Source organism: Treponema primitia ZAS-2 (assembly GCF_000214375.1).
Taxonomy (GTDB): domain Bacteria; phylum Spirochaetota; class Spirochaetia; order Treponematales; family Breznakiellaceae; genus Termitinema; species Termitinema primitia.
In genome coordinates this window covers 2,766,083-2,789,361 of the sequence record NC_015578.1, presented here as the reverse complement: position 1 = coordinate 2,789,361, position 23,279 = coordinate 2,766,083, and the positions used below count along the sequence as shown (strand labels likewise).

Sequence of the window (23,279 nt, the reverse complement as noted above, 5' to 3'; positions counted from 1 at the left end):
ATCAAATGTAAACTTCGAAACATCAAATTTCCCGGCAGCTGTCCCGGCGGGTAATTGTATGGGGCAGAATAACTGACTCCCGGTTTTTTGCCTCGGGATGCTCAATGTCGTGGATCAGCAATTCCAGGGACTTGGCCACAATATCCGGAATCGGCTGGTGCACAGAACTGAGCCGGGGGCGGCTCCGCTCCCCTGCGCCGGTATCGTCAAAACCCAGTACCGAAACATCACCGGGAACCTTGACACCCCGATCTTCCAGGGCCGACATCACCCCCAGGGCCGCAGTATCGCTGTGGGCAAATATGGCGCTCAGCTCTGGTTCCCTTTCCAACAGGGTTTGTGCTCCCCGGTAGCCCTTCTCATAATCACAGCCATCACTTATCACCAGGTGGTCAAGCAGGGCCAGGCCGCGATCTTCCATAGCCTTGCGGCATCCGGCGATGCGCTGAAATCCTGAGCTGATGGAAAAAGGGGAATGGGCAATAAGGCCAATCTTCCGGTGCCCCAGATCCAGCAAATAATTTGTACCGTCATAGGCGGCCGCCAAATCATCCACATGGACCGCAGAGAATGACCGGGACAGGGACAGGGCGCCGCACATCACCAGGGCAAGTCCCAAACTGTTCAGTTTGAGGATAATATCCGGGCTAATCTCTTCACTCAGCAGGATAACCCCATCCAGGGGGATCCGGTGCAATTCTTCCAGAGCACCGGTATCCTCGGGAATGATCACTATCCCCTGCCGGTACCGGGGGAGGGTACCCAGGATTGTTCCCAGTACGCACTGAAAAAAATCGTGATCCATGGTAGGCAGCATTAGCCCGATCATATTGCACCGATCCGCCTGGGGGGATCGGTGTATCGGCCGGGGTGCATACCCATGACGGGCTATGGCGGTATTGATCTTCTGCCGGGTTAACTCATTTACCGGCGCCTGGCCGTTGATAGATCGGGATACCGTTGCCGGAGAAACCCCGCATATCTTTGCCAACTCCCGCATGGTCATACCCTGCAAACCTTCGTCATATACTCCTCCAGGCTCACCGGGGCGGTCACACAGCCCAGGGTGGTGGCGGACTTGCCGCCGGTATAATTTCCCAGTTCCACACAGCGGAGTATATCCCAACCTTGGAGCAGCCCGTAGCTCACCCCTCCCAGGAAGGCATCTCCGGCGCCGGTGGAATCAATATGGGGAAAATCAAAGGCCGGTACCCTCACCGCCCGGCCATCCTTCCATACCAGAGCGCCATCTTTGCCCAGCTTAATCACCGGGATCGGTACATGTTGGGCCAAAATCTTCAGGGCTTCCTCGGGATCCTCTGCGCCGGTAATCTTCAGGGCTTCCTTTTCATTGGGTGCAAAAAGATACACCTGGGTCAGGGTGCTTTCCAAAGCCCTGAGGCTCAGATCCTCGCTCCACCCCACATCGTAGATAATCCGGCAGCCCTTCTGGTTCAGCCGGCGAAAGAGGGTATCCTGGGGGGTCGAAGCAATGCAAAAGGGGAGTCCCCGAAGATAGGCATAGATCTCATCCTCAAAGACCTCACAAAAATCAGAGTCAGAAAAGTAGGAGACAAAGGAACGATCCTTATTTTCAAAGGTCATAACCGAGCTAATATTTACCGGGGTCTTTGTTTCCCCCCTGCTGAAACTGGAATAGGCGATAGGCTCCCGATCCAGAAAGGATCGGGCGATGGCACTGATATGATCGGTTCCCAAACAGGTGGCAAGCCGGGCCTTTGCTCCGAGCCGGGATGCGGTGACCAGGGCGGCTACAGGGCCCCCTCCTAGGGCGAGGAGTAGATTATCGGTGGTGACTTCCTCCCCCAGAGAAGGTATTTTGGGAAGCCCGGAATAGATAAAATCCAGGGTGATAAGATTTATCGCTCCAATTTCGTGTAGGGCTGTTCGATCCATGGACCTATCCTCAAATAATTTCATGAAACAATGTGGTTTCATGAATATTTATGAAACATTTTATCCTGGAAAATTGGAAGCTGTCAACAAAAATCTATACAAACCAGGGGGTGTCAGGGTTTGGTTTTTTTGTTACAATGGAAGTAGTATGCAGATACAGGTAGGGGAGCTGATCTACAAAATCCGGGAATGGGTACGGAACTTGTTCCAAGACATAATTCCGGAATTTCTTTCTACCCGGCGAAAAATGGTTTTGGTGACCCTTGGGGGGGTGGTGTTGGTTTTGTTTCTAGCCTTTGTTGCGGTGATTTTGATTCTGAACCATAATCGCCGCAGTCAGGCTGAGGCTGCTGCCCGGGACTTGGCGGATTCTTTCCGTCCCCTGGCTATTTCTCCGGAGGAACTTTTTCTTCCCGATGAACCGGACTTTCTCCCGGAGGTGATACTGGAACGGGAACCCCGGGAAACCTGGACTGCTGAGGATGCCCGAGAATTTTGGACCGACCCTTTGAAGGGAAAAGACGAAATTTGGCGGAACCGGGCGGAAAAGGTAATCGACGATTTGATGGAGGGGATTCCATGAATCGTTTAGCCCGGTTTTTCCCCCTGCTGCTAATTCTCTGGGCTGTCCTGTCCTGCAAGACTATTCCTGCAGTTGAAGAGGCCGAACCCTTTGACCCTTCCTATGCTTATGATACTACTGATTCTGATCTTGATAGCTGGTCCCTGGATGATCTCTATGGCGAAAGCGATTGGGAAGGGGAGAGTGAGAATGAAGGGGAAGGGGACTGGGGGGCAGGAGGATCCTGGGAAACCGGGGATGATGATCCTTCTCTCAGTCTGCCTCCGGGAATTCCCCTTATAGGTGAAACGGGGGAACTGCCTGAACCCCTCTTTGAATACGGGGAAGCCTTTCTTCCCGGAACCCCTACGGAAATTATCCTGGGGGAGCTTCCGGAACCTCTGGCCCCTGAATTGCCTGGATTAGTTCAGGAGCCGTCTGCTCCGGTGATAGCTGAACCGGAGCCCCCTGCACCTGCTTCCTCGGAAACACCTGTGCCGGCTGAACCAGCCGGTCCGCCTCCGCTGCCGCCCCGGCTGGTTAGGCCCTCGGCGCCCATACCGCCGCCGCCATTGGCCCGGGAACCCATACCCCTTCCGGTAAACCCTATTCCGGCCTCTCCTGCCATGCCGCCCCCCGGTTCGTCCCGCCCGTCTTCCACGCTTGTACCGGCAACGCCCCTTACTCCGGAGCCTTCTGCCGCAAGCATGGGGAACTCTTCCCGGGTCATCCGGGCAAGGGTTGGGCAGACCATTGAAGTTCCTTTCCGGGGAACAGGTTGGGTCTATCTGGGGGAATCCGCTTCAAAAACAGGAGTGGACTACAGTTCCCGCCGGCTGGATACGGAAGGTCAGACCTTTGTTTTCCGGGCCGGAGCAACCGGTGAATATGAATTGAAATTTTATCGCCAGGATTTTCTCCGGGATTATATTATTAACGATTCGGTGAAGCTTATTGTTGAGGAAGCTTCGGCTGCTGCGCTTCCCTTTGGCGTTCCGCTTGACCGTGGTGTGGTGGTTGCTGAACCCCGGTGGCCCCCGGTTCCGGGTACACCAGCAGAGGCAGCTATACCGCCGGCTCCCCCGGGGCCCGCAAGTTCCACAAGGCCGGCGGCCCCGGCGACACCCCGGGCTGCTGTTCCGGGACAGGGCTCCGCTGCCCAGGCGCCTGCTGTTCCCGCAACTGCCAGGCCGGCGAGCCCTGAGGGAGCAGTTGGTACTTTCACCCCAGAAGCTGCCGCAAGCGCCGCCGATCAGGCACTGATCGTTCCCGAGGGCAGCTTGCCGGAAGAATATCTGCGCCGGGCCCGCGCTGAATCCGAGGCCGGCCGTATACCCCAGGCCCTAAACATCCTGGATCAATTCCGCAGCAAGTTTCCTCTGGGAAGCGACGAGGCCTGGTGGCTCTATGCACAGCTTTATGAAGCGCCGGGATCGGAGCGGGATATACGCGCCGCACTGGACTACTACCGGCGGCTGGTCAACGAATACCCCCAGAGTCTACGCTACGCCGATGCAAAGCGGAGGATCGCTTACCTGGAGCGGTATTATATTAATATACAGTGATTCCGTCCGAGGGGTACATACCCAAGAAACCGCTTCCGCGGAGGCTCATTTTTCCGGGTAATTTTGGACTTTCTTTCGGTATTGGATTGGGGTATGTCCAACATGCTGACTGAAACAGCGAATGAAATGCTGCGGGCTGTTAAAACCACATTTTTCACTGATTATTTCTACCGGATTATTAGTATTAGCCAATAATTGTCTGGCCAGGGTAATTCGAAGTTTTATAATATAGGCGTGGGGTGGTATGCCGATCTGCTTTTTGAATAGGCGGCTGAAATGGTATTCACTATAGAAAACTGAATCGGCGATATCTTTAACGGAAATATCTTCAAAGAAATGATTTTCCATCAGTTTAATTGCTGTTGTTACCACTCTGGAAGGTACATCATAAGACGGCATAGTTTGGGATAAAAGCTCACTAAGAATCACATGGATCTGGGCAGATATTTTTAGTTCATTATGGTAGCCATCAGTTCCTAAAGCCAGAATGGCGTTAAGGGCGTCTTCAAGTATTACCTGATCCGGAGGGTGGAGGATATATCCCTGCCGGGACACGATGAGATCATATAGTTGAGCGCTAATTGAGCCGTCAAAATGAAAAAAACGGAATGACAGCGGTCCTTTGGCATAGTAGCCATGAGGTTTCTTGCAGTTTAAAAGCAGAACATTCTGAGGTTCTGCAATATATTCTCCCCCTTCAAAGTTTACATAAAGGGATCCGCTGTCAATAAGTATAAACAAGTAATAATCAAAATTTTCCCTCCGGACGGAGTATGATTCGTCACAGAAGAATTGTCCGATATACGGAGCATAAAAGAGTGATTTGTGGGTAAACTGGGATGGCAGATGAAGATACATTTTTGATTTCTTTAAGATGCCGCGTTCATTTAAAGGAAGCTGTTGAATGGTCCGCACGCTGTTCGGATCAAGCCTTCTGTGCGGGGCAGAATAATTTTCATCCATAATTAAATAGTATACAACATAATTTTAAAATTAACAATAAAAAAATAGCAGGAAATGTTAACTTCTTGGCAAGAAATGAGCTACCGCTCTGAAAAAAGCCATGTGATAATTATAGAAATTGTGTACAGGGATAGTCTATGGAATATGTACTTGAACTGAAGGGTATCTCAAAGGCATTTCCTGGCGTAAGGGCATTGGATAATGTCCATTTTAATCTTAAGCCCGGGTGTGTTCACGCACTATGCGGTGAAAACGGCGCCGGAAAATCAACGCTTATAAAGATTATAAATGGTATTTATAAAATGGATCAAGGGGATATTTTTTATAAAGGAGAAAGGATAATACCACAGAATCCAAAGCAGATGCTTGATCTTGGGGTGGCTACGATTCACCAGGAACTAAGCCCCATCCTTGATATGACCATAGCGGAAAATATCTTTCTTGGCCGTGAACCGCTTAATAAAATAAATTTGATTGATGTAAGAAAACTGTACAGGGATACGCAAAAACTCCTTGATGATTATGGGTTTAAGTATAATTCCCATACTACGATGAGAAATCTGAGCATTTCGGATCTTGCCTTAATAGAAATCGTTAAAGCTGTTTCACGGGATGCCTCTGTGGTTATTATGGACGAACCTACATCCTCTATCACCGAATCAGAGACAATGCTGCTTTTTGAAAAAATCAGGCAGTTGAAGGCCCAGGGAATCAGCGTTATTTATATATCCCATAAAATCGATGAAATCTTTGAAATATGTGATGAGGTAACCATTTTTAGGGACGGTAAATGGGTGTTTAATTGCCCAATAAAGGACATCGATAAAAATGGCATTATTGAAAAAATGGTGGGCAGGGAAATAAGGGAGCAGTTTCCTAAGGAAGACGTAGAAATTGGCGACAGTATCTTTGAAATCCGGGAACTTGATGGCTGGCGGTTTCATAATGTCAGCCTGAATGTGCGCCGTGGAGAAATAGTCGGAGTGGCGGGCCTCGTTGGCGCAGGCCGCAGCGAACTATTTCGTGCAGTATTCGGACTGGAAGAAATTAAAAGCGGGGAGATGTTTCTTGAGGGGAAGCAGCTCCGTATAAGGGAGTCGAAGGATGCCATAGAAGCGGGGATCCTTATGACAAGTGAAGACAGGAAAAGGGAAGGGGTTGTGCTTTGTTTATCCGTGCGGGAGAATATAATTCTTTCAAGTTTAAAAGAAATTATGGAATACGGATTATTAAATTTTAGGAAAGAAAAAAGTAATGTTAATGAAATGATAGAAAAATTATCAATAAAGATATCATCTCAAAACGATCTGGTATCTTCGCTTTCGGGGGGTAACCAGCAGAAGGTAGTTCTGGCAAAGTGGCTGTTAAAATCACCCAAGGTTCTGATTCTTGATGAGCCAACCAGGGGCATAGATGTAGGGGCCAAATACGAAATTTATAAGCTGATGTGCGTACTTGCCAAACAGGGAGTTTCCATTATTATGATTTCCTCCGAACTGCTTGAACTAATCGGTATGAGCGACCGTATTGTAGTTATGTCCCGGGGCAAACTTACCGGCGAAATGAATCGTTCTGAATTTTCTCAGAAGCGGATAATGGAATTTGCAATAAGGGGATTCGAAAATGAACAATCGAAGGCTGAGTAATATTAATTTGGCAAAGACGTATCAGCGATACGGTATTTTTATAATATTGTTTGTCGCAGTAATTATCTCTTCTTTCTTAAGCGGTGCTTTTTTATCGTTCAGGAATTTAAGTAATATACTCAGGCAGAACGCCGTGGTAATGATAATAGCCTTTGGTTCTCAGATGGTGTTAATATCAGGGGAAGTTGATCTGTCTGCCGGTTCAGTCGCTGCATTTTCCGGGGTTGTTGCTGCCCTGGTCATGTCGGCTACGAAAAATGTAGCACTTGCTGTTGTGGCAGGCCTGGCTTGTGGTTTTCTCCTGGGTTTTTTTAACGGGTTTGTGATAACCGCCTGCCGTATACCTTCGTTTATTATGACCCTGGCGACTCAGTTTATTGCCCGGGGCGTAATTCTGGCATTTACAAATGCACAGCCTGTTACAGGATTGGACAGATCCTTTGCTTTTATAGGGCAAGGCTACATTGGTATAGTACCGGTTTCGATTATAATCACCATGATTGTGTTGGTAATATATTGGATTATGATGAACCGTTTGCGCTTTGGCCGGTATGTATATGCGGTTGGGGGAAACAAAGATGCAGCCAGGGCTTCGGGAATAAATTCAAACAAGGTAAAAATAAAAGCATTTGTATTTGCAGGGGTTATGGCAGGTTTGGGGGGAGTCATGTTGATGAGCCGGCTGAACTCAGGCCAGCCATTGGGGGCTGAAAATTATGAATTTGATGCGATTACTGCGGCTATAATAGGTGGCACTTCCATGAGCGGAGGCCTTGGTAAAGTTTATGGCACCGTTGCAGGGGCAATACTTGTCGGCGTACTTCTTAATATTATGACCCTTTTAAATGTCAGCGCCTATTCTCAAAAGATAGCAAAGGGCGCCATTATTGCTGTGGCGGTTATCATTGATATCAGGGTACGGAATGCTAAAAGCAACTGATTTATAAAAAATATTAACCCTAAAGGTTGATATATATATCACTTTCGAGGAGGAAAGGATGAAGAGGATTAATGGTTTGTTTTGGTTGGTGGTTGGGCTTATTAGTATCGGTCTTCTTGCGGGATGTAAGGGGAAAGATGGCGGCGCCGGGAAAAAATCCGGTGAATATCTGTATAGGGTTGGGTTTGTTAACATTGCCGATCGGGATCCGGTTTGTTATCCTTCGATGCTCAAGTTTATTGACAGAATGAAATCCGATGAACTTTTAAAAAAGGTTGGGGTTGATAAGATAGAGGTCCTTACTGCTGATTCAGACTTAAATATTGAAAGGCAGGCAACTAATGTGGAGACCATGCTGACTAATGGTATTGATATTATTTTTATAATCGGAGTTGATACTGAAGGGAATACCGCTTCTGTGGAACAATGCAATGCCGCAGGGGTTCCGGTATTTATGGTTGGTACCGAAGCATCCGGAGGGGAATGGAAATTTGTCGGTTTTAATGAAACCGAACTTGGGCGAAAGCAAGGGGATTGGTGCGCCGCTAATTTGCCCCAAAATACAAATATTTGCTACCTGCAGGGTGTGCCTGGCCGTGAAGCGACTTTGTTCCGGGAAGAAGGGTTCAGGGCAGGAATAGGTGGCCGCCCGGACCTCAAGGTGATTTCGGCTCAGACCGGTATGTTTGAAGTTGCCCGGGCCATGCAGGTAACAGAAGACTGGATACAGGCATACGGTAAAACAATTGGTGCTATTGTTGCTGCTGACGGCCAAATGATTACCGGGGCAATTGAAGCGCTTAAATCGGCTAACATGACTAATGATGTAACCACCTGCGGTGTTATATCATTAGGTACCTGGGATGCTGATGCTATCCGTGAAGGGGTAGAAGATTATGCAGTATTTGTATTCTGGCCAAGCATCGGGACACTCTGTGCAGATATTGCCGCAGAATATTATCTGGGCAATGAGATTGCACAAAGTACCTATATTGATTTATTTGATGTGACACCCACAAATTATACTCAATATATGGACAAATAAGGTAAAACGGAGAAAGAATATGACATCAAAAGAAAGAGTCCGGGCCGCGCTTGAACACCGCCAGCCTGATAAAGTGCCGGTAGATTTTGGCTCTACCGCCGTAACGGGAATCAGTGCATCTACGGTTTATAAACTGCGCAAAGCCTTCAAGCTTGCCGATAAGCCGATACGTGTAACCTGCTGTTATCAATTGTTAGGTGAAATCGATGAGGAGCTGCTGGAAAAGCTTGATTGTGATTGTATACCTATTATGGCATATAACAATATGTTTGGTTTTCGTAATGACGGATGGAAACCCTGGACTCTTTTTGATGGTACTCCGGTACTGGTGCCCGCAAACTTCAATACAAAAGTAGAGCAAAATGGAGGTATTTTCCAATATCCTGAGGGAGATACGACTGCGCCTCCCAGCGGTTTTATACCAAAGGGAGGATATTATTTTGATGCAATAGTGCGTCAGGAACCTTTTGATGATGACAATCCTTCAGTAAAGGATAACACTGAGGAATTTGTGCCCATAAAGGAAGAAGAACTGCGTTATGCTCAACAGCAGGCTGAATCCTTAAGCAAAACAGAACGTGCGGTTATTGGCGGGATCGGTGGGACAGCCCTGGGGGATGTTTCCATGGTTCCCGCTGTGTTCCTGAAAAACCCAAAAGGTATTCGGGATATCACTGAATGGTATGTAACCATGGGAAGCCGCCAGGATTTTCTCAAAGAAGTATTTGATAGGCAGTCTGAGGTAGCGGTGGAAAATCTTAAACGGTATTATCAGGCAGTTGGCGATAATATAGATATCCTCTACCTCTGCGGGACCGACTTCGGGACCCAAATGGCGCCCATGTGTTCCACAGTCCTCTTTGATGAAGTATATCTTCCTTATTATCGCCGCATGACCGATTGGATTCATCAGAATACAAAATGGAAGATATTTAAGCATTGCTGCGGTTCAATAATGCCCCTGGTCCCCAGCCTGATTAAGGCTGGAATAGACATTCTTAATCCTGTACAGAATAGCGCCGCAGGAATGGATCCCGGGGAGTTAAAAGAGAAATTTGGGAGTAAGATAACGTTCTGGGGCGGCGGGGTAGATACCCAGAAAACGCTGCCATTTGGTACTCCCCAGGAGGTCTATGATCAGGTAATCGAACGGATCAAAATTTATAACCAAAACGGGGGTTTTGTGTTTAATACTATCCATAACACCCAATTAAATACGCCCATTGAAAATTTTCTCGCTATGCTGGAGGCAGTTAAACAGTTTCGGAAATAAGGCTTTAGGGCTCCTAAATCCGTAGCCGTTCCGCATGGTGGTAGGCTTCGGCCCGCAGGGATTTTACCTGCTCGTCCTCCAGGTATTCGTCGAAGGGCATCATGCGGTCGATGATGCCTCCGGGGATGGCGCCAGGCACTATTTCGATGATCCGGGTGGCTACGGAGGTGACAAATTCATGGTCGTGGGAGTTGAAGAGGATCACCCCGGGGAAGGCGATGAGGCCGTCGTTGAGGGCGGTGATGGATTCCAGGTCCAGGTGGTTGGTGGGTTCGTCCAGGATGAGGATGTTGGCCCCTGAGAGCATCATCTTTGAGAGCATACACCGGACTTTTTCGCCCCCGGACAGGACATTCACCGGTTTTAACGCCTCGTCACCGGAAAAGAGCATGCGCCCCAGGAAGCTGCGCACATAGGTGTCGTCCTGGTCTGCCGAGTACTGCTTGAGCCAGTCGGTGATGGAAAGGTCGGAGTCAAAAAAACTGCTGTTTTCTTTGGGGAGGTAGGAGAAGGAGGTGGTCTGCCCCCAGTAGTAGTCGCCACTTTCCTGTTTGGCAATGCCGGCTATGGCGTCAAAGAGCATGGTCTTTGAAAGGTGTTCCGCTCCCACAAAGGCGATTTTGTCGTTTTTGTTAACCGTAAAACTGAGTTCCTGGAAGTCTGAGTCTTTTTCGCTGCCTTTGCCGCCGGCATCAGTTTTATTGACGGCGATTGCGTGGCTGCCAAGTTCTACCCGCAGTTTTTCTATCCGCAGTATGTTGTTGCCAATTTCCCGTTCGGGCTTAAAGCCCACGTAGGGAAACTTTCTGCTGGTGACCACCACATTTTCCAGGTCCAGCTTTTCCAGGACCTTTTTGCGGCTTGTGGCCTGGCGGCTTTTGGCGGCGTTGGAAGCGAAACGCTGGATGAATTCCTTGAGGTCCCGGGCCTTTTCTTCCCGCTTCTTGAGCTGGTCCTTGGCCTGGCGCTGGAGCATTTGGCTCATCTGGTACCAGAAATCGTAGTTCCCCGAATAGAGGGTGATCCTGCCAAAGTCAATGTCGCAGACATGGGTGCATACCGCGTTGAGGAAGTGCCGATCATGGGACACCACTATTACGGTGTTGGGAAAGTTGATGAGGAATTCCTCAAGCCAGGCGATGGATTCCAGGTCCAGGCCGTTGGTGGGTTCGTCCAAAAGGAGCAGGTCCGGGTTGCCGAAAAGAGCCTGGGCCAGAAGCACCCTCACCTTTTTGGATTCGTCCAGATCCGCCATGAGTTTTCCGTGGTCTTCTTCGTCCAGGCCGAGCCCGGAAAGGAGCTGCCCCGCTTGGGCTTCTGCTTCCCAGCCTCCCAAATCGGCGAAGTCCGCCTCAAGTTCGCTGGCCTTCATCCCGTCCGCCTCGGTGAAGTCTTCCTTGGCGTAGATCGCTTCCCGGTCCTTCTGCACCTGGTAGAGCTTTTCATAGCCCATGATTACCGTTTCCAGGGCCTGGTAGGACTCGAAGGCAAAGTGGTCCTGGCGAAGTACTGCCATCCGCTCCCCGGTACTGACCGAGACTTCGCCCTTGTCATGTTCGGTTTCCCCGGAAAGGATGTTGAGAAAGGTGGACTTTCCTGCTCCATTGGCGCCTATGACGCCATAGCAGTTTCCGGGGGTGAATTTGAGGTTAACGTCCTTAAAGAGGCTGCGCTCTCCAAAGCTGAGGCTGAGATCGGTTACGGTAATCACTGGTTCTCCATCTGTACTAAACTATTAAATCTAAAAGAATGCTTTCATTTGAAATCACCCTTTTTCTTGGTCCTTCTTAAAAATACCAAAAATCTTGCTCAGGAGGCCCTTTTTCGGCTGCCCACTCTGCCCTGTTTGGGTGCCCTGATCCTGCCGGGGCCTGTTGTCCCTTTGCCCATCTTCCCGTTGGTTCCGGGGCCTTCCGTCTTGGCGACGGCCTCTGCCACGCTTAGCATTCCGGCCCCCTTCGGAGTCGGCCCGGGGAGTTCCGGAAGAAGCCGGGCCGGCTTCGGAATTCCGTTGCCGGTTGCCGGGCCTTTTACCCCGTCCTTTTTCGCCAGTCCCATCCCCGGATTCTCCGTACTTCTGCTTATAGAAGGCCATGCGTTCATCGTAGGAAAGCTTGGTTAGTTCTGCGTCCTGGGGCGCCGAGGCTGTTGTGGCGTTTTCCGGGCGCCTTCCCTGGCTCCGGTTTTGCGCGGGGAACTTCGTTGCAAGTTGTGGGCCTTCGCGGCGGCGGCCTCCGGGCCTTTGGTCCCCTGAGCGCGGGCCGGAGGATCGAGTATCCTGGGCTTGTTCTGCGGGCCTTTCTCTGTCCCGGGGGAAGCTGCCTTCGTTTCGCCCCCCGTCTCGGCTGCGGCCTCCGTTCCGGCCGAAACCGCCTTCGCCGCGTCCTCCGTCCCGACGGCCATCACCGCGGCCTCTGCCGCCTTCCGGACGCCTGTCCCGGGAGCCGCCTCTGTCACGGTCACGGTGGCCTCGGTCATCGTAGGAATCGGTACGGATACGCATACCTTCGCTCTTGTCCACTCCGTAGAGGGATTCTTCGGCTATGATGGTAGGGATTTTATTCCCAATATAGCGCTCTATGGGGGGCAGTTCGTACACGTCCTGTTCGCTGGCCAGGGTTATGGCCTTGCCGGTTTTGCCCGCCCGGGCGGTGCGGCCTATGCGGTGGACGTAGTTTTCCGCCTCCGTGGGGAGGTCGTAGTTTATCACCATGGCAAGGTTATCAATGTCCAGGCCCCGGGCGGCTACATCGGTGGCTACCAGGAACCGGGTAATACCGGCTTTTACATCTTCGATGATCTTGAGCCGCTTTGCCTGGGGCAGGTCACCCATGATGAATTCGCATTTTATGCCGTTTATCTCCAGTCGCCTTGCTACGATTTCGGTGTATTTTTTGGTATTGCAGAAAATAATGGCGCTTTCAGGCTTTTCCCGCTCAAAAATGCCCATGAGGAACTTCATCTTGTCGTCGCTGGGTACGTGGTAGAGGGTTTGCTCGATTTCCACCACCGTGACCGTTTCCGGCTCAATCTCGATTTCCAGAGGGGTCTTGGTATACTCCCAGGCAAGGTTTTTTACCCAGGCATTGAGGGTGGCGCTGAAAAGCATGGTCTGCCGCCGATCTGCGGGGGGTACTACCTTGATAAGTTTCCGCAGATCCGGGTAAAAGCCCATGTCGAACATGCGATCCGCTTCGTCCAGGACCAGGAAGGCCAGATCCATGAGGTTCATATAGCCTGAACTGTTCAAATCCAGGACCCGCCCGGGGGTTCCTACCATGATCTGGGCATTATCCCTGAGGAGCTGCTGCTGCTGGGCATAGCCGACTCCGCCGTAAAAGCTCCCTACCTTAAAAGGGAGGTATTTGCCCAGTTCCTTGGCCTCTTCCTCGATCTGGACCGCCAACTCCCTGGTAGGGGCCATGATCAGGGCCTTTTTCCCGTTTATCAGGGGTTCCGAAAGGAGACGCTGAAATATGACAACCAGAAAGGCGGCGGTTTTCCCCGTCCCGGTCTGGGATTGCACATAGAGGTCCTGCCCTCCAAAGGCGTTGCTAAGCACCTGTTCCTGAACGGGCATACAGTTTTCATAGCCCATATCTGCAATGCCCCGTTGGAGGTCGGGGTGCAGGTTAAATTCGGTAAAATTCATGTACTTAATTTATATAGGTTTTTTGTGAAAATGGGAAGGGGCTTTATATATAGTAGTTCTTTGGTTATGTATGAAGGTATTGGGTAATACCGGGTTACGATGACCAGGGGGTATTCTGCTTGGACATAGGGTTCTGGTGAAATCGGCGATTTATCTTGACATTATCGTTAAAGTGGGCAAGACTTAGTCCATTGTTCTTACGTATGGATGGTATTTTCGATAAAAATGCTTTCGAAAGAAAGCCAGGCATCTAAATGTTACTTTGAGGAGAACTTATGAAAAAGATACTTGTTTTACTGGCCATTGGCGTTCTTTTGGCGGGGTGTCAAAAATCTGGGGATACTGCTAAGGGCGGAGCGGGGGCCGAAAAGGTACTGACCCATGACGAACTGGTAAGCGCAGCCAAGGAGGAAGGCCGGGTGGTGGTTTATTCCATTACTTCCCGGATTTCCAGCGCATCCGAGGCTTTTGAAAAGCTGTATGGCATCAAAGTAGAATATTCCAATCTTAAAGACGGTGAACTCATCGAAAAGGTGACTAAAGAGGTGGGCGGTCGCATCGACGGGGCGGATTTTGTCATTTCCCAGGATTCAGGCAGGGTTTATGGCCAGCTGATTGCTACAAATTACCTGGTAAATTATGTTCCCGAATCCCTTAAAAGTGTGATCCCCGCCCAGTATCAGGACCCCCTGATCTTCCAGCTTATCAATAAGGTATTCATCTTTAACAGCGAAAAAACCGATCAGCCGGTGATCAAAAATGTGTGGGAAGTTACGGAACCCAAATGGAAGGGACTGGTCCAGTTTAAGGACCCCAATACCGAAGGGGTTAACATGAATTTTCTTACCATGCTTACCTCTCCTGAATGGAGCGGCAAACTGGAAAAGGCCTATGAAAACCTCTACGGCAAGAAGCTTGTGTTAACCACCAAGAATGCCGGGTATGAATGGATCAAGGCCTTTTTTGGAAACGGGCTGGTTTTGGGTAACAGCGATACCACTATTTCCGAAAACATCGGTGTTAAGGGTCAGCCTGCGACCACCATGGGACTTTTTGTGTATTCCAAGACCCGGTTTGATGCGGGTAAAAACCTGGCGCTTACCGCTATGACCGAACTTGAACCCTTTTCGGGGTTCATGTATCCCGCGTTCCTCCACCTTACCGCCAATGCCCGGCATCCCAATGCGGCTAAGCTGTTCATTGAGTACCTCATGACCGCCGAAGGATTCGCCCCCTGGGCAAAGGATGTGGGCGCCTATTCCCCCAATCCGTCGGTCAAAATTAACGACGGGGATCATCCGGTATCCTTCTGGGAAACCCGGCTTGTTCCCGAGGATCCCCAGTTTATTTTTGAAAATCGCGCGGATGTGGAAGAATTTGTAAACAACATCGCCTATAAAAAATAGTTCTGCGCAGGGAACTGCGTTGCAAGTAGCGCAATTAGAATGTTTCGCCCGCCCGGCTCCTTAACCGGGCCGGTTATAGAACACAAGGGGGCCTACTATGACAATAGGAAGGCAATTACGGGCTTTTTCACGGAAACCGCACAATGTGATTCTGGCGGTTCTGGCGGTTCTCCTGGTATTTCTTACCCTGTTTCCCCTGATATCCCTGATTCGGGACACAGTGCTTGTGCATCCCTCGGAGGTGATGTCGGTCCGGGGTGCAAAAATCGGGGACATTACCAATTTTCACTGGCGGAAGATATTTTTGGACGGGGAGACCAGTCTGAATATTTTTTACCGTCCCTTCTGGAATACCATAATGACGAGTCTCTGGAGCTGCGTAGTATCCCTGTTGCTGGGGGGCAGCGTCGCCTGGCTCATTACCCGCAGTGATCTAAAGTGGAAGTCCTTCATTTCGACAACCTTTATCCTTCCCTATATCATGCCCTCCTGGACCCTGGCTATGGCATGGCGGAACTTTTTCCGCAACCGTCTTATCGGGGGCGCCCAGGGGCTCTTTACCGCCATCACGGGGATAGAGACCGCCAACTGGTTTGCCTACGGGGTGTTTCCCATCATTGTGGTCCAGGGACTGCACTATGCCCCCTTTGCGTATATCCTTATCGGGGGCATTCTCCGCAACATGGACGCCAACCTGGAAGAGGCGGCGGTGATCCTCAAAACCAGCCGTATAAAAATATTCTGCCGGATTACCCTGCCCATTGTCATGCCCGCGGTGCTTTCCACCTTCCTCCTGGTATTTTCCAGCTGCATGAGCGCCTTTGCGGTGCCGGCCTTTTTGGGGATGCCCGTTCGCTTCCAGGTGCTGACCACCCAGCTTTACCGTACCCTCAACGGCCTTAATCCGGGTTATGGCTATATCATGGCCCTGGTGATGATCGTCATTGGTACGGGGATTCTGATGTTCCAGCAGTGGTTTGTGGGAAAACGGCGGTCCTTTACCACGGTTACCGGGAAGAGCTCCAATATTTCTCTGGTACACCTTAAAAATCTCAGGCTTCCCATTTCCATAATCCTTTTGGTTTTGGTCGCCGTTGTAGCCATTCTGCCCCTTATTTCATTTACTATAGAATCCTTCATCATGGCCCCGGGGGATTATTCCCTTAAGAATTTCACCCTGCAATTCTGGGCCGGGGCAGGCCGGGAGGATATAGGCGGCGGTGAGCCAGGGATACTGCGGAACCAGTTTATCTATTTGGGGCTCTGGAACAGCATACGGCTTTCGGTGGTGGTGGCGGTTATTTCCGGCACCGTGGGCGCCCTGGCGGGGTATGCCATAGTCAGAAGGCGGGGCAGTAAACTCTCCGCCTTTGTAAACAACCTGGCATTCTTTCCTTACCTGATGCCTTCCATGGCCTTTGGCGCGGTGTACCTTTCCATGTTTGCCCGGCCGGTTCTGTTTATCCCCGCCCTGTACGGTTCCTTTGCCCTGCTGGTGCTGGTGGGTTCGGTAAAGTACCTTCCCTTTGCCTCCCGGTCGGGGATGAACGCCATGCTGCAGCTCTCCAACGAAATAGAAGAGGCGGCGCTTATCGTGGGAATTCCCTGGTGGAAACGGATGCTGCGGATCATTTTCCCCATACAAAAAGCCAGTTTCCTTTCGGGATACCTTTTGCCCTTTATTTCCTGTATGCGGGAACTGTCCCTCTTTGTATTGTTAATCGTACCGAGTACCCGAATACTCACCACCATGCTTTTTCAGTACAATGAAAAGGGATGGAATCAGTATGCCAATGCTATCAATTTGATGATCATACTCATTGTTCTGCTCTTCAACGGCGTCATTAATAAACTGACCGGCGCATCAATAGACAAGGGAATCGGAGGATAATATGCCAGAAATAATTCTTAAGAACGTAACGAAGATGTACGGCAAATTTGCCGCGGTGGATAATCTTAACCTGACCATTACGGATGGCAGTTTTGTAACCCTCCTGGGTCCTTCGGGGTGCGGAAAGACCACAACCCTGCGGATGATCGCCGGACTGGAAACGCCCACCGAGGGGGAAATTACCATCGATGGAAAAATCGTTTATTCCTCCGAGAAAGGGACCGATGTTTCCCCGGCCAAGCGGGATGTGGGCTTCCTGTTTCAGAATTATGCCCTCTGGCCCCACATGACGGTGGAACAGAATATTGGTTTCGGCCTCGAAAATATGAAGTGGAGCAAAGAGAAAATCCGCGACAGAATTGCTGAACTGCTAGGTACGCTCAAGATTGAAGCCCTGGGTAAACGCTACCCCAGTGAACTTTCCGGGGGCCAGCAGCAGCGGGTTGCCATAGCCCGGACCCTGGCAACAAACCCTTCGGTGCTTTTCATGGACGAACCCCTGTCCAACCTGGATGCAAAACTGCGGACCGAAATGCGTTCGGAACTCAAGCGGCTCCATGCGGAGACCCATGCTACCTTTGTATACGTAACCCATGATCAGCTGGAGGCCATGACCCTTTCTACCAAGACCTGCCTCATGAAGGAGGGGATTGTTCAGCAGTATGCGCCGCCCCTGGAGGTATACAATAATCCTGCCAATGCCTTTGTGGGTGATTTTGTCGGTAGTCCGACCATGAATTTTATTGACGGCGACGCCCAGAGCAGCCCGGAGGGGATACACGTAAAGGCCCAGGGGCTGGACCTGTTGTTTACTCCCGCAGGAGAGAAAAAGAGTGTGGACGGTACTCCGGTTACCCTGGGAATACGTCCCGAATTTATCCGGATTGACAATACCAGTAAGGTGAAGGCCAGGATCTATGCGGCCCTGCCTTCAGGAATGGAAACCATTGTGAAGATCAGCCTGGGGAAATTGATACTTACCCTGGTCGTCTTTGGCGCCGTGGATTATCAGGTGGATGCCGAAATCGGGATCGCCTTTGCAGGAGACAATTGTATCCTCTTTGATAAGGCCAGCGGGAATAACCTGGGTCTCGGCAAGCTTTCTGTGGTATAGGCGCTTTGCAGGTAGATTATCTGTAGTATGATTCCGGTTGTATTGGCGGGGTATCCTTTTTCGGGACGTACCACATTATTAGAAGAACTGAAGACCAGGGGCCTCGTGGGGAAAGAACTCTTCATAGCGGCAGGCCCTGAGCCGGAAAACCTTCCTCCGGAAGCGGCCCTGGTGTTCATGGAAGCCGGGGATTCGGTCCTGCTTGAACGCCGGGCGGGAACAGAAAATATTCCAATCGGACAGGCCCCCGGGCTTTACCCGGAAGGATGGGCCGCAGAACTGGAAAACTGCCGGAAGATCCTTGAGCCCCTCCGGTCCCGGGCGGATCTTATCCTTAACAGCGGGTATATGAACGTTCAGGAAGAAGCGGACCGGGTTGCCGCCCTTGGGGAAAACCGTGTTTACCGGGCGGATACCGCCCTGGAGATCCTGTCCTTCGGTTACCGCTACGGGATTGCCTCAGGGGATGCGGTGATCGATGTCCGGTTTATCCCCAATCCCTATTACGTATATTCCCTCAGGCCCCTTACCGGAAGAGACAAAGCCTGCGCGGGCTATGTTTTTAGCTTTGAAAATTCTCATAAAACCCTGGAAGCCCTTGTACTCCTTGCAGAAACCCTTATCCGTTCATTCAGGGAACAGGGAAAGCCTCTGCTGAGGATCTGCATAGGCTGTACCGGCGGACAGCACCGATCAGTGGCCATGGCGGAAGCCCTGGGCAGCAGGATGCAAGAAAAGGGGTGCCCTGTTACGATCCGTCACCGGGAGATGGAGGCGGGGCGCTGGCCTCGGGGAAGATTCGCAGTCTTGAGATAAACGGCGATGCGCTCTTTCGGGGTTGTTATAGTATAACTGGTATATCATATAATGATAGAGAGAGAAATTTGATAATTTCTTACAAAATAAAACATCGCACCTTCTGCCCCATCCACCCGGTTTCCCGCATCTCCGGGTGTTCCCGGCGGCAGCGTTCCTCCGCCAGGGGGCAGCGTTCCGCAAAGGCGCAGCCTGTAAGCTCCGTGACCGGGGTTTGCAGTTCTCCGCTGAGCCTTAGGGGTTCTCTGGCTGTGGTAGGCCCCGTAGGATTGCTGTTAAGGCTTCCCGCAGAAGAAAAGAGCAGCTTGGTATAGGGGTGCAGGCAGTTCCGGAAAAGGTCCGCTGCCGGCGCCTCTTCCATAAGTTCGCCCCGATACATAACGCCGATACGGTCGCAAAAATAGGAGGCAACCTTGAGGTCGTGGGCGATGAACAGGAAGGAGAGATTGTGCCGCTGCCTTAAGTCTATTAACAGGTTGAGGATCTGCCCCTGGATGGAAACGTCCAGGGCGGAAACTACTTCGTCGCAGATCAGGAGATCCGGCTGGGGCAGGAGGCCCCGGGCAATAGAGATGCGCTGACGCTGGCCCCCGGAAAATTCTGCGGGCCGCCGTTCCAGGTCTGCCGCGCCCAGGCCTACTTCTTCCAGGATCGCCTCCGCTTCTTCACGGGCCTGTTTTTCGCCGGGCCAGCGGGTGGAATGGCGGTACCCGGCGGTGAGTACTTTGTAAATGCTCATCCGTGGGTTAAGGGAACGGGCTGGGTCCTGGAACACGTACTTTACCTGTTCACGGTATTTTTTCAAAGAGGAACCTTTGAGGGAGCCCACATCAATGGTGTCCTGAAAGCTGATGGTGCCTTCGTCGCTTTCGTACATCCTGACCAGGAGCCGGGCGGTGGTGGTTTTGCCGCATCCCGATTCCCCTACCAGGCCGTAGGTTTCGTTTTGGCCAATGGTGAATGAAACGCCATTCACCGCATAGACGAAGCGGCCGAACCGGGCGAAGAAGCCTGCTTCCAGGTTAAAGCGTTTACGCAGATTTGTTACGCTGATCAAAGCCATCTATACACCCGCCTTTTCGCTATGTAATACGCATCGTATTACGCGATCCCCAAGGAGGGAGCGGAGAGACGGTATGTCCTGGGCGCAACTTGCAACGCCGACTTTGGTCGGAGAGTTCCCCGCGCAGCTATGTTGCGCTTCCGGGCAGCGGGGGGCAAAGGGGCATCCTGGCTCGGGGCGGGCAGGATCGCTCACCTTTCCTGGTATGGAGATGAGCCGGGTTCCGGAGTAATGGGTTCCGAAACGGGGGGAGGCCGCCAGCAGGGCCTTGGTGTAGGGATGGGATACGACATCGGAGGAGGGTGCCCTGTGTGTGCCATCGGTGACGGCATTAGCCGGGCCGGTTGCCACCACCTGTGCCGCCGCGGTGAAGGCTTTGGATGGGCCGGATTCCATCACCAGGCCGCCATACATCACCATGATACGGTCCGAGATGTCCGCCACCAGATCGATGTCGTGGCTGATGAAGATAATTGATATGCGACGGGTTTTCCGCAAAGTCTTAAGGAGATCCACTATTTGGGCTTGTATGGTCACGTCCAGGGCGGTGGTAGGCTCGTCGGCGATCAGGAGTTCGCAGGATTGGGCCAGGGCCAGGGCTATGCCGATGCGCTGCAACTGGCCTCCGGAAAACTGGTGGGGAAAATTGGAAAGCCGCTCCCGGCCATTTGGGAGCCCGGTCTCGTTAAGCAGGGCGGCGGCTTTTTTCAGGGCTGCCTCACGGGTAATGGCAGGATCGCTGTTGCGGAAGGTTTCCAGAAACACACTTCCCATGTTCTGAAGGGGGTCGTAGGAGCGGCCCGGCTCCTGGAAGATCATGCCAATTTTCCTGCCCCTGTAAGACCGCAGTTTTTCTGTTTCCAGATTGATGATCTCTTCGCCTTCGTATTTTATGGAACCGTTAACAACGGCGCTTTCCGGAAGCAAGCCCGGTATGGCCTGGGTGGTAACGCTCTTCCCTGACCCGCTTTCCCCGACTATGCCCAGGATTTCTCCCCGCTCCAGGGTAAAAGAAACTCCCCGTACCGCCTGAACGGAAACTGCCTCATTGCCGCGTAGCACGGTAAAACTGACCGACAGATCTTTTACGGCGAGCAGGGGCGCTGAAATTGGAGCCCCGTTGTGTTGTGGCGCTGTTTCTGAACCATCTGGCCCTGTGTTCTGAACCGCTGGTTCCCTCGCTAAAATACCTGTCCCGGTGTGTAACGCTACTGCTGATTCGTCCTTTGGGGTCCTCCTCTTGAACAGCCGGCGGCCACGGAACACTGTGTGGTAGGGGTCGTAGTAGTCCCGCAGGGCATCGCCCAGGAAGTTGAAACCCAGGGTGACTGCCAGGAGGGCCCAGACCGGGGAGAGGAGCCAGGGGAAATTTCTTAGATTGCTGATGGTGGAGATGTCCCGGCGGATCAGGGAGCCCCAGCTTACTGCGGGGTCCACTATGCCAAGGCCCAGATAGGACAGGGTGGTTTCAGTCATGATGAAACCGGGCACAGAAAGGGCGATGCTTACAATAAGGAGACTGGCGATCTGGGGGATGATGTGTCCCAGGATGATTACCGGTGAAGGGATCATCTCAAGGTGGGCATTCATGACGAATTCTTCACGTTTGATGGCGTGTACCATACCTCGTATGGTCCTGGCTGATCCGGGCCAGCCTACCAGGGAGAGAATAATTGTGATCATCATGTAGGATTGGCCTGAGTCCATGGTGGAGGATAAAAGGGAGCGCAGGAATAGTATCAGGTAGAGCCCTGGTATGAGCATGAAGAATTCTGAAAAGCGCATGACGGTCCAGTCTGTGAGGCCCCCGAAAAAGCCTGAAAGGCCCCCCAGGAGCATGGACAGAAACAGTGAGATGGCGGTGGCGATAAAGCCGATGGTGAGGGAGATACGGGAACCGTAGACGATGCGGGAGAAAAGATCCCTTCCCAGGTGATCCGCTCCCAGGATGAAGATCGGGTAGGTTCCGGATAAACCCGCTGCGGGGCCAGTGGTGAAGAGATGCCGCTCTGCAGGGATGAGGCCCCAGAGTTTGTAGGGTTCGCCCCGGGCAAGAAAACGCACCCCGTGGTAGGCGCCCCTGACCCGGGCGTACTTCCAGTTTACCGAATTGATCACCCGGGCTTCCTGGGCTGCAGGGCCTTCAGAGCCTATGTGCAGGTTGGGCGGGTGGTAGGTCATGCTTCCAAAAGTGGTGGTGGGCTTATAGGGGGCCACAAATTCTGCGAAGATCATAACCAGGTAGAGGAACAGTATTACTATCAGGGAAACCAGGCCCAGGGGACGGGCCTTCAGGTAGTTTAAAAAGCGTTTCATGGCAACACTAATCCTTTCCGTAGCGGATACGGGGATCCACCAGGGCCAGGAGTATGTCCGCCAGGACCATGCCTAAGAGAACCAGGAAGGATACGAACATGATATTGGCCAGCACCAGGTTGATGTCCTCCTGGAGTACCGCCTCGTACATGAGCCGGCCTATGCCGGGATAGGCGAAGATGATTTCTAAAATCAATGAGCCTGAAAAGAGGCTTGCCAGGAGGTTGGCGCTCCCGGTGATGTAGGGGTTCAGGGTGTTCCGGAATGCGTGGTGGAAGTAGACCCGCCATTCGCCTATGCCCCGTGCCCGTATGCTGGTAATGTAGGGCTGCCCCAGCTGGTCCAGCATGGTGGCCCGGATCATCCTGAGGGTTCCCCCAATGCCTCCCAGAAAGGAGGCCAGCAGTGGCAGAAAGATATGATGTGCGTAGGAAAACACAAACCCTGGGGGGTTTGAGGCAAAGGGGAAGGGGGGATAAGCGGTGACCGGAAAGAGCCCGCTAACCGAAGCGAAAAGCTGCAACAGTATCAGTAGGAGCATCCCCGGAAAGGCGTGGAGTACCAGGGCAAAGAAGGTAACCGCCAGATCCGCATGGGTCCCCGCCTTGGTGGAAAAGTATACCCCCAGAAAAAACGAGAAGAAGGTTATCAGCACCAGGGAGATGATGTTCAGTAACACTGAATTTGCCAGGCGGGAGGCGATGAGGAAGGAAACCGGCGCCCGGGATATGAGGCTCGTCCCCAGGTCATGGTGGAGGATAACCCGTTCAAGCCAGCGGAGGTACTGTATGTAAAAGGGCTGGTCCAGGCCCAGGCTTGCCCGGCGGGCTTCAAGCTGATCCATGGACATGGCCTGCTGGTTCCTCACTGCCCCTCTCTGGGAATCCCCTTCCGAGAAAAGCTGCTGCATCATGATCTGATCCACAATATCCCCCGGGGCAAGCTCCATGAGGCCGAATACGGCGAAGCCCAGGAGAAAGAGCATCACCGCCATGGTAACAAGCCTGTTCAGAATATACGCAGTTAGCGGCGCCTTTTGTTTAAAAAGGTAAAAGGGCCGGAATAGTAATGCTGCGATTCTTCGGGCTGCGGCTGCGACACGATTCACGG

At 51.8% G+C, this 23,279-nt stretch carries 18 protein-coding genes; 10 read left to right on the top strand and 8 right to left on the bottom strand.

Annotation, left to right across the window (positions count from 1 at the left end):
- Positions 1–22 precede the first annotated feature (22 nt).
- Positions 23–1,006, bottom strand: a complete 984-nt coding sequence (locus TREPR_RS12020) for a LacI family DNA-binding transcriptional regulator (protein WP_015708593.1) — start codon at positions 1,004–1,006, stop codon at positions 23–25.
- Entirely contained in the window at positions 1,003–1,917 is a 915-nt protein-coding gene (locus TREPR_RS12015) for a carbohydrate kinase family protein (protein ID WP_015708592.1), read from the bottom strand. The genes TREPR_RS12020 and TREPR_RS12015 overlap by 4 nt, the downstream gene beginning before the upstream one ends.
- A gap of 148 nt (positions 1,918–2,065) precedes the next feature.
- Here TREPR_RS12015 and TREPR_RS12010 point away from each other — a divergent pair, with 148 nt between their 5' ends.
- Both TREPR_RS12010 and TREPR_RS19150 read left to right on the top strand, forming a co-directional pair.
- Positions 2,066–2,500 (top strand): hypothetical protein, encoded by a 435-nt coding sequence (locus TREPR_RS12010; RefSeq protein ID WP_015708591.1) that lies wholly within the window; start codon positions 2,066–2,068, stop codon positions 2,498–2,500.
- A complete protein-coding gene (locus TREPR_RS19150) occupies positions 2,497–4,044 on the top strand; it encodes a tetratricopeptide repeat protein (RefSeq protein WP_015708590.1) in 1,548 nt (515 codons plus the stop codon). The genes TREPR_RS12010 and TREPR_RS19150 overlap by 4 nt, the downstream gene beginning before the upstream one ends.
- Positions 4,045–4,089: 45 nt before the next feature.
- Here the strand turns inward: TREPR_RS19150 and TREPR_RS17930 are convergent, their stop codons facing one another.
- On the bottom strand, positions 4,090–5,007 hold the full coding sequence (locus TREPR_RS17930) for an AraC family transcriptional regulator (RefSeq protein ID WP_015708589.1): 918 nt from the start codon (positions 5,005–5,007) through the stop codon (positions 4,090–4,092).
- 137 nt (positions 5,008–5,144) lie between these two features.
- Here TREPR_RS17930 and TREPR_RS11995 point away from each other — a divergent pair, with 137 nt between their 5' ends.
- Genes TREPR_RS11995 through TREPR_RS11980 form a run of 4 tightly spaced genes read left to right on the top strand, consistent with a single transcriptional unit; the run spans position 5,145 to position 9,911 of the window.
- Positions 5,145–6,653, top strand: a complete 1,509-nt coding sequence (locus TREPR_RS11995; RefSeq protein WP_015708588.1) for a sugar ABC transporter ATP-binding protein — start codon at positions 5,145–5,147, stop codon at positions 6,651–6,653.
- A complete protein-coding gene (locus TREPR_RS11990; RefSeq protein ID WP_015708587.1) occupies positions 6,631–7,593 on the top strand; it encodes an ABC transporter permease in 963 nt (320 codons plus the stop codon). Before TREPR_RS11995 ends, TREPR_RS11990 begins: the two co-directional genes overlap by 23 nt.
- Positions 7,594–7,651: 58 nt before the next feature.
- Positions 7,652–8,638 carry a sugar ABC transporter substrate-binding protein gene (locus TREPR_RS11985; RefSeq protein WP_015708586.1) on the top strand — a complete coding sequence of 329 codons (987 nt, stop codon included), beginning with the start codon at positions 7,652–7,654 and terminating at the stop codon, positions 8,636–8,638.
- A 19-nt stretch (positions 8,639–8,657) separates the two neighbouring features.
- Positions 8,658–9,911 (top strand): uroporphyrinogen decarboxylase family protein, encoded by a 1,254-nt coding sequence (locus TREPR_RS11980; RefSeq protein WP_015708585.1) that lies wholly within the window; start codon positions 8,658–8,660, stop codon positions 9,909–9,911.
- 13 nt (positions 9,912–9,924) lie between these two features.
- Here TREPR_RS11980 and TREPR_RS11975 read toward each other — a convergent pair whose 3' ends face one another.
- Positions 9,925–11,622 (bottom strand): ABC-F family ATP-binding cassette domain-containing protein, encoded by a 1,698-nt coding sequence (locus TREPR_RS11975; RefSeq protein ID WP_015708584.1) that lies wholly within the window; start codon positions 11,620–11,622, stop codon positions 9,925–9,927.
- Between the two features lie 54 nt (positions 11,623–11,676).
- A complete protein-coding gene (locus TREPR_RS11970) occupies positions 11,677–13,563 on the bottom strand; it encodes a DEAD/DEAH box helicase (protein WP_041611174.1) in 1,887 nt (628 codons plus the stop codon).
- Between the two features lie 275 nt (positions 13,564–13,838).
- On the opposite strand from TREPR_RS11970, the gene TREPR_RS11965 reads away from it, so the two are divergent.
- The 4 genes from TREPR_RS11965 (at position 13,839) to TREPR_RS17925 (ending at position 18,790) form a co-directional block, all read left to right on the top strand.
- The gene (locus tag TREPR_RS11965; RefSeq protein WP_015708582.1) at positions 13,839–14,969 is read left to right on the top strand and encodes an ABC transporter substrate-binding protein; all 1,131 of its coding nucleotides are present in this window, start codon (positions 13,839–13,841) and stop codon (positions 14,967–14,969) included.
- A gap of 97 nt (positions 14,970–15,066) precedes the next feature.
- Positions 15,067–16,860 (top strand): ABC transporter permease, encoded by a 1,794-nt coding sequence (locus tag TREPR_RS11960; RefSeq protein ID WP_015708581.1) that lies wholly within the window; start codon positions 15,067–15,069, stop codon positions 16,858–16,860.
- A 1-nt stretch (position 16,861) separates the two neighbouring features.
- Positions 16,862–17,974, top strand: coding sequence for an ABC transporter ATP-binding protein (locus TREPR_RS11955; RefSeq protein WP_015708580.1), 1,113 nt, complete (start codon positions 16,862–16,864; stop codon positions 17,972–17,974).
- Between the two features lie 27 nt (positions 17,975–18,001).
- Positions 18,002–18,790: a RapZ C-terminal domain-containing protein gene (locus TREPR_RS17925; RefSeq protein WP_015708579.1), complete on the top strand. Its 789-nt coding sequence runs from the start codon at positions 18,002–18,004 to the stop codon at positions 18,788–18,790.
- Between the two features lie 79 nt (positions 18,791–18,869).
- On the opposite strand, the gene TREPR_RS11945 is transcribed toward TREPR_RS17925, so the two are convergent.
- Genes TREPR_RS11945 through TREPR_RS11935 form a run of 3 tightly spaced genes read right to left on the bottom strand, consistent with a single transcriptional unit; the run spans position 18,870 to position 23,277 of the window.
- Positions 18,870–19,853 carry an oligopeptide/dipeptide ABC transporter ATP-binding protein gene (locus TREPR_RS11945; RefSeq protein WP_015708578.1) on the bottom strand — a complete coding sequence of 328 codons (984 nt, stop codon included), beginning with the start codon at positions 19,851–19,853 and terminating at the stop codon, positions 18,870–18,872.
- Positions 19,854–22,169 carry a dipeptide/oligopeptide/nickel ABC transporter permease/ATP-binding protein gene (locus TREPR_RS11940; protein ID WP_015708577.1) on the bottom strand — a complete coding sequence of 772 codons (2,316 nt, stop codon included), beginning with the start codon at positions 22,167–22,169 and terminating at the stop codon, positions 19,854–19,856.
- A 7-nt stretch (positions 22,170–22,176) separates the two neighbouring features.
- Positions 22,177–23,277, bottom strand: a complete 1,101-nt coding sequence (locus TREPR_RS11935) for an ABC transporter permease (protein WP_015708576.1) — start codon at positions 23,275–23,277, stop codon at positions 22,177–22,179.
- Positions 23,278–23,279 lie beyond the last annotated feature (2 nt).